A 5,780-nucleotide genomic window follows, 5' to 3' on the forward strand; every position below is an offset into this window, starting at 1 on the left:
TCGAGCGTGTAGCCCTGGCTGTCCTTGAAGGTGTCGAGGATGTCCTCGAAATGATGATGCTCGAAGCCGAGCACCACGTCCGAATACATCGTGATGAAGCGGCGATAGCTGTCATAGGCGAAGCGCCGGTCGCCGGAGAGTTTTGCCAGCGCCTCGACCGTCTCGTCGTTGAGACCGAGGTTGAGCACGGTGTCCATCATGCCCGGCATCGAGGCGCGCGCGCCGGAGCGCACCGAGACCAGTAGCGGATTGTTCACGTCGCCGAAGGTCTTGCCGGTCAGCTTGCCGACATGGGCGAGCGCCTTCTCGACCTGGCTTTCGAGCTCCTTCGGATAGCTCTTCCCGTGAGCATAGAAATAGGTGCAGACCGAGGTCGGCAGGGTGAAGCCCGGAGGCACCGGCAGGCCGAGATTGGCCATCTCGGCGAGGTTGGCGCCCTTGCCGCCGAGCAGGTCTCGCAGACCCGATCTGCCCTCGGCCTTACCGTCGCCGAAGGTATAAACCCACTTGCCGGGCTTGATGGCGCTGGCTGCGCCCTTTGTCGGCACGGCCTTGGTAGCTGGCTTGGCCGCAGTCTTCGTCTTTGCAGCCGTCTTGGCCGCAGGCTTCGGCGCGGCTTTTGGAGCCGATTTCGCGGCCTTTGCGGCCGGTCGGGTTGGCGTCTTCAGCGCCTTGCGGACGGATTTTGAAGTATTGCTGGCTGGCGCAGCCTTTTTGGTCTGCTTCGACGGCTTTGATTTCGCTGCAACTTTTTTCGACTTCGCTACCGCTTTGGCCATGAGGTGCTTCGATCCACAAATGGGAGAAGAGAGAAATCGCGTGCCTTACACCATTTTGATGCGGGCGGCGCAAGCAGAACGGTTCCCGTACCCCGTTCCTAGAAATGGAGCCATTTCAGCAGGCCGAGGCCGAGCAGGCCGTTCAGGATCAGGAAGATCGCGACAATGAAGTTCAGCAGGCGGGGCATGATCAGGATCAGGACTCCGGCGATCAGGGACATGATCGGCGATATGTGGGCAATGGTGAGATGCATCGAGGACTCGCTTGGACTTACTGTCTCGGGAGGACGCGGTTTGAGGAGAGATACGATTCGCGCCAGCGGAACTCTACCCGAAGCGACATAGGAGACGCACGTGGCGGGATTTGGGTTCCGGCGTCCGCCAAAATTGCCCGAAATTGCCTTGGTTACGGCCGCGCTTTTTGCGGAACGATGGAGAATGCAACGCATTGGGGACCGTGTGCCGGTGCGAGCCGGCTTGCAGCAATCCAAGGAGTTTGGTCCCATGCGAAACCATCTCATCGTCGCGGCCGTAATGGCTGCGGTCGTGACGCCGGTGGCAGCGCAGGCGCAAGGCTACACCACGGGCGTGTCGCGCGGCGCAATTGTTGTCGATGACGACGCGGGCATCGCGGTGGAGCAGCGCCCGGCGTTCCGCGAATATGTCGTCCGCGAGCGTGTGCCCGATTACGTGATCCAGGACCGCGTCGTCGTCGGCACCGTGCTGCCGGAGACCGGCGTCACTTACTACGACGTTCCGCAGACCTACGGTGCGACACCTTACCGCTACACGGTGGTGAACGGCGAGACCGTGCTGGTCGAGCCGCGCACGCGCCGGATCGTTCAGGTGGTCGAGTAGGCTTTTGGCCATGAGTTCCGGGTGTGATGCGATCACAACGATTTGTGGATTTGTCATCCCGCTCCGGCCGATTGTTTTGGCATGATCCACTTCGCGGGCGCTTCCCCTACGTCCGCAAAGTGAAAGGCGATCCCCTGATTGGATCATGCTTTGAGCTGCATTCGGTCGCCGACGCCCCCGCTAGCGGCTGAATGTGAAGGCCCTGCCCGGTCCCCCCCGCCGGGCGGGGCTCTTTCTTTTGAGCGCCCATGATTCCGGGTGCCCGTCATTGCGAGCGAAGCGACGTGTCCGCTGTAGCCCAAAGGGCGACGGCGGAAGCAATCCAGAAACTTGCTTGGGCCTGCTGGATTGCGTCGGCGCTACGCTCCTCGCAATGACGACTACCCTTCGATCTTGGAGAAGTCCGCCACCGCCCGCGTCGCGCTGCGGATCTCGTTCAGCAGCTTGAGCCGATTTTCGCGGATTTGTGGATCATCATCGTTGACCTTGACCTTGTCGAAAAAGGCATCGACCGCGGGGCGCAGCTTGGCCATCGCTGTCATCGCCGCTGCGAAGTCCTCCTTGGCGACAGCTGCGCTCGCGTCCGCCTTCACCTCGCCGATCGCCTTGGCCAGCGCCTTCTCCTCGTTGAGTCGATAGAGCGACGCATCCGGCGCGCCGTCGAAGCTACGCTTGTCCTTCTTCTCCTCGATGCCGAGGATGTTGCTGGCTCGCTTGGTGCCGGCGAGCAGGTTTTTGCCGTCATCAGTCTCGAGGAATTTGCCCAGCGCCTCGACGCGGCGAACCACCATCAAGAGATCGTCCTGACCGCCGAGCGCGAACACGGCATCGACGAGATCGTGCCGCGCGCCCTGCTCGCGGAGCTGCACTTTCAGGCGATCGATCAAAAAGGCCCACACACCAACAATCGCCTGGACGATTGCCTCCGCAACATCTTTTCCCTGCTTAGATCGCGCCGGATCACCTTGGAAAGCGGTCAGAACAGCGGTAGCGATTTCAACGTTTGCAGTTTTTACCGCTACGTCCTGAACCACTGGCCTCAAGCTTGCCACAACCACGGAGGCAAGCGTCTCAGGAAATTTCAATCCAGCAAGCTTTAGCGTTGGTATTAGGTTCAACCGAAAGCCATTGTCTACAATAAGGCGGACCACACCCAGCGCCGCACGCCTGAGCGCATACGGGTCCTTCGAGCCTGTCGGCTTCTCGTCGATGACCCAGAAACCGACTAGCGTATCGAGTTTGTCGGCGAGCGCCACCGCAACGGACACCGGATCGGTCGGCACGCGGTCGGCTGGCCCCTGCGGCTTATAGTGCTCCTCGCAGGCGGCGGCGACGGAGGCATCTTCGCCTTGCGCCAGCGCGTAGTACTTGCCCATCAGCCCCTGCACCTCCGGAAACTCGCCGACCACTTCTGTCAGCAAATCAGCCTTGGCGAGCTTGGCGGCGCGCACCGTCTTCGCGACATCGGCACCGACCAGCGGCGCGATTTCAGCGGCGAGCTTTTCGATCCGCGCAATGCGCGCAGCCTGCGTGCCAAGCTTCTCGTGGAACACGATCTGCTCGAACTTCGGCAGGCGATCCTCAAGCTTCGTCTTCAGATCGGTCTCGTAGAAGAACTTCGCGTCCGACAGCCGCGCACGGATCACGCGTTCGTTGCCGGCAATGATGGTCGCGCCGCCATCGCTGGCCTCGATGTTCGCAGTCAGGATGAATTTCGGCGCCAGCCCACCGGTCCTGGGATCACGCACCACGAAGCATTTCTGGTTGTTGCGGATGGTGGCGCGGATCACTTCGGCCGGCGTCTTTAAAAACCCTTCTTCGAACGAGCCCATCAGCACCACAGGCCATTCGACCAGCCCTGAGACCTCATCGAGCAGCGCCTGGTCCTCGACCAGCTCAAAGCCTTGCGCGAACGCGAGCTGCTTGGCGTCGGTGACGATCGAATCCTTGCGGCGCTGCGGGTCGAGTACGACCTTGGCAGCGAGCAGCTTCGCCTCATAGTCCTCGAAACGGCGCACCGGGATCGCCGCGGGCGCCATGAAGCGGTGGCCATAAGTGGTCTGGCCGGCCTCGATGCCGTCGATCGCAAAGCTGACCACGTCCGGCTCTTCGGTCTCCAGCCCAAAGGTCGCGGTGATGGCGTGCAGTGGCCGCACCCAGTTCAGCGCGCCGGGCTTTGCCGAGCGCTTGCCCCAGCGCATCGATTTCGGCCAGGGGAAGGTGCGCACGATCACCGGCAGCATCTCGGCGAGCACGTCGATGGTGGCGCGGCCGGGCTTCTCGATCAGCGCGACGTAGAAATCGCCCTTCTTCGGGTCGCGCTGGATGGTGGCTTCGTCCAGCGAGGCGAGGCCGGTGGCCTTCAGAAACCCCTGGATCGCGGCTTCGGCGCCGCCGACGCGGGGCCCCTTGCGCTCGTCCTTCAGATCGGCCTGGCGCGCTGGGATGCCGTGCACCGTGAGCGCAAGCCGCCGCGGAGTCGCGAACGCTTTCGCGCCCTCGTAGACGAGGCCCTCGGCGACGAGCTTATCGGTGACCATGCGGCGCAGATCATCCGCCGCCTTCGCCTGCATGCGAGCGGGGATTTCTTCGGAGAACAATTCGAGAAGGAGATCGGGCATTTAGTTGATGCTCTTTACGAGGACGGCGCGGCTTCGGAGCAGAGGCAAGAAGGAACTCAATCAGACGGTCAGGCGCTCAACCGCCCACGCCGCCCGCCTCCGTATGCAGCCAGGCCTCGCCGCAGGCCTTGGCGAGCTCGCGGACGCGCAGGATGTAGCTCTGGCGCTCAGTGACGGAGATGACGCCGCGGGCGTCGAGCAGATTGAAGACGTGGCTCGCCTTGATGCACTGGTCGTAGGCCGGCAGCGCCATCAGATGCTGCTCGCGCTTGCCGTCGTGCCAGCCGGCGGCGAGATATTTCTGGCAGGCGCCTTCGGCCATCTTGAACTGCTCGAACAGCATCGCGGTGTCGGCAACTTCGAAATTGTGCCGCGAATATTCCCGCTCGGCCTGCAGGAACACATCGCCATAGGTCACCTTCTCGGCGCCGTCGCGGCCGTTGAAGTTGAGATCATAGACGCGGTCCACGCCCTGCACATACATCGCCAGCCGCTCGAGCCCATAAGTGAGCTCGCCCGCGACCGGCGCGCATTCGAAGCCCGCGACCTGCTGGAAGTAAGTGAACTGCGACACCTCCATGCCGTCGCACCAGCACTCCCAACCGAGGCCCCAGGCGCCGAGCGTCGGACTCTCCCAATCGTCCTCAACGAAACGGATGTCATGTACGGCGGCGTCGATGCCGATCGCGGCGAGCGACTTCAGGTACAGCTCCTGAAGGTCCGGCGGCGACGGCTTCATGATCACCTGAAACTGGTAGTAGTGCTGCATCCGGTTCGGATTTTCGCCGTAGCGGCCGTCCTTCGGCCGCCGCGACGGCTGCACATAGGCGGCATTCCATGGCTTCGGCCCGAGCGCGCGCAACGTGGTGGCCGGATGGAAAGTGCCCGCCCCCATCTCCATGTCGTAGGGCTGCAGGATGACGCAGCCCTGCTCGGCCCAAAATCGTTGCAGGGCGAGGATGAAGCCCTGGAACGAGCGTTCCGGGCGCATATGCGAAGGCAGCGAATCCATCGTCGAGATCGGTCCGGTCGCGGGGAAGCGAAAATCGCGCGGACCGTATCGGCGGGAAGACCCGGAATCAAGGCGAATGGGGGCGCTAAATCCTTGAGGCACGGCGCAATCTTGCCGCCACCCTGCGGCCGGCCCACTGCTCGGCAGGGGCTGGCGTTCAGCCCGGGCGGTAGGCGCCGGTGACCGGGTCGCGACGAAGCGTCGGGATCTCGGTCGTGCGGATGGCATCGGCCATCCGCGACAGCCGTGCCCTCTCGAGCTCCGCGTTGACCCGCAGCGCGGTCTTGTAGGCCCAGCGGACTGCGGCAAGCCCGCCCAGAACGCCGGCGAATGCAATGAACGGCGGCATTGGTCAATCGTCCTTCAGAAAGAACCACCCCCAGCCCGGCATTTTCGCCGATCGCCCGTCACGGGGCAATCGGCTTTCGTGAGGCGAAATGGCGCGGCGACGGCAGGGATTAAAATCCGAATCGTGCCCAGATCGCGCGCGTCTCCAGCGCCGAGATCAGC

The 5,780-nt window shown here is 63.1% G+C and carries 6 protein-coding genes; 1 reads left to right on the forward strand and 5 read right to left on the reverse strand.

Annotated features, from left to right (window positions below):
* Positions 1–779, reverse strand: a 779-nt coding sequence (locus tag WA702_RS11150; RefSeq protein WP_425110574.1) for a PEP/pyruvate-binding domain-containing protein, incomplete at its 3' end; no start/stop codon positions are given.
* Between the two features lie 98 nt (positions 780–877).
* The gene (locus WA702_RS11155; RefSeq protein WP_425110575.1) at positions 878–1,033 is read right to left on the reverse strand and encodes a DUF3096 domain-containing protein; all 156 of its coding nucleotides are present in this window, start codon (positions 1,031–1,033) and stop codon (positions 878–880) included.
* 250 nt (positions 1,034–1,283) lie between these two features.
* Here WA702_RS11155 and WA702_RS11160 point away from each other — a divergent pair, with 250 nt between their 5' ends.
* A complete protein-coding gene (locus WA702_RS11160) occupies positions 1,284–1,637 on the forward strand; it encodes a DUF1236 domain-containing protein (protein ID WP_425110576.1) in 354 nt (117 codons plus the stop codon).
* A 380-nt stretch (positions 1,638–2,017) separates the two neighbouring features.
* Here WA702_RS11160 and glyS read toward each other — a convergent pair whose 3' ends face one another.
* From glyS to WA702_RS11175, 3 genes are all read right to left on the reverse strand, one after another.
* Positions 2,018–4,258: a glycine--tRNA ligase subunit beta gene (gene glyS, locus WA702_RS11165; RefSeq protein ID WP_425110577.1), complete on the reverse strand. Its 2,241-nt coding sequence runs from the start codon at positions 4,256–4,258 to the stop codon at positions 2,018–2,020.
* 76 nt (positions 4,259–4,334) lie between these two features.
* Positions 4,335–5,270, reverse strand: coding sequence for a glycine--tRNA ligase subunit alpha (locus WA702_RS11170; RefSeq protein WP_425110579.1), 936 nt, complete (start codon positions 5,268–5,270; stop codon positions 4,335–4,337).
* 157 nt (positions 5,271–5,427) lie between these two features.
* Positions 5,428–5,619, reverse strand: coding sequence for a hypothetical protein (locus tag WA702_RS11175; RefSeq protein WP_425110580.1), 192 nt, complete (start codon positions 5,617–5,619; stop codon positions 5,428–5,430).
* Positions 5,620–5,780 lie beyond the last annotated feature (161 nt).

This window comes from Bradyrhizobium sp. (genome assembly GCF_049798375.1).
Lineage (GTDB): Bacteria > Pseudomonadota > Alphaproteobacteria > Rhizobiales > Xanthobacteraceae > Bradyrhizobium.